Source organism: Okeania sp. SIO3I5 (assembly GCF_010672085.1).
Lineage (GTDB): Bacteria > Cyanobacteriota > Cyanobacteriia > Cyanobacteriales > Microcoleaceae > Trichodesmium.
This window is the reverse complement of sequence record NZ_JAAHHT010000528.1, coordinates 1-1,308: the sequence shown is the minus strand read 5'-3', so window position 1 is coordinate 1,308 and position 1,308 is coordinate 1. Positions and strand designations below refer to the sequence as shown.

The 1,308-nt window shown below is 42.8% G+C and carries 1 protein-coding gene; it reads left to right on the top strand.

Annotated features, from left to right (window positions below):
* Positions 1–26: 26 nt before the first annotated feature.
* Complete coding sequence (locus tag F6K40_RS40255) at positions 27–1,163, top strand: RNA polymerase sigma factor (RefSeq protein ID WP_293145956.1); 1,137 nt, start codon at positions 27–29, stop codon at positions 1,161–1,163.
* Positions 1,164–1,308 lie beyond the last annotated feature (145 nt).

Below are 1,308 nucleotides of genomic sequence, written 5' to 3'. Positions count from 1 at the left end.
TTGATAACTGATAACTGATAACTGAAATGACCTCCAGGACGGCAAATACAAGACAAAACTTAATAGATAATGTTGGGACAGAGAACGATCGCTCCCATCTAATCTCTCAGTTATGGCAGCAATTGCAAGAAAGTCGAGACCAGCTTTATCGCTGCTGTCTCAAGATGATGAATTATAACCGAACGGATGCGGAGGATGCTCTGAGTCAGGTAACGGTAAAAGCTTGGGAAAAGGTGCAAAAATTTGGGGAAAAAATTACTAATTTAAAAGCTTGGTTGTATCAGGTAACTCGTAATTTTTGCATCGATCTTATCCGCAAAGGTTCTCGTGGTGCTGTGGGAGTTGAAAGTATTGAATGGGTGGGGAATACTGAGGAAGTTATTACTACAGGAACGGTTGAATGTCCAGAGTCTGTTCTGGAGAGAGAAGAGAGGTCTGAACGGATACGAGGGGCGATCGCTGATTTACCCGAAAAGTGTCGAGAGACGTTTATTTTGCATTTTTATCGGGAGCTTTCCCATAAAGAAATTGCCGAACAGCAAGGGATATCTTATGATAATGTCTGCAAGCGGATATCTTTGGCACGGAAACAGCTTAAAGAGAAGTTGACTGCCTATTTTCGAGATTCGGAGTCGGAAGTAGGGGCAAACAGCCATTCCTCCCTACAGATGTCAGTGGACAGTCAGTCTCCTACCCCAGAAGAAAATGGGGAAAAGCAGCAGCAGATAAAGTCGCAAGACGAAAAGAGTGTTTTAGAGACGGAGACTGTATCGGTTGAAAGTGAGATAGCAAAAGTTCAACCATTTCCCAATAATAATGCAATATTTAGTTGCCATTCCCTTACTCCATCAGGCGATCGCTCTATTTCTCAATCGCAACCAGAGGTAGAAAAGTCTGAGAGTGTTGATAGTTTTGGAGAGTTAGATCGAGTCCGGAGAATTAGTGATGAAAAAAACGCTCTTCGTTACACAGGGCAAATCTCTCTATTTTCAACTTTCTCCGCTCCCTTATTTATAAGTATTCAACCGGACATGAGATTAAAGGCGATCGTTGGGGTGAATATTAGTGATGTGGTTAATGTTAGTAGAGACCCACCTTTGTTATCCCGACTTTCTGTTTTTTGGAAGTGTTTGATGCAGTGTCTGGGATGGAAAGGTGGATGAGGGGCGATCGCACAGTTGCCTGAAAGGTTTCTAGAGACTTTTCGTTTGCATTTTTATCGGTGAGGTAGCCCAATAAAGAAATTGCCGAACAGCAAGGGGGGTTCTAATCATAATGTCTGTGAGCGGATATCTTTGGCACGGAAAC

Excerpts from the sequence above, each read along its gene's own strand:
- F6K40_RS40255 (WP_293145956.1), top strand. The coding sequence starts at position 27 with ATGACCTCCAGGACGGCAAATACAAGACAAAACTTAATAGATAATGTT.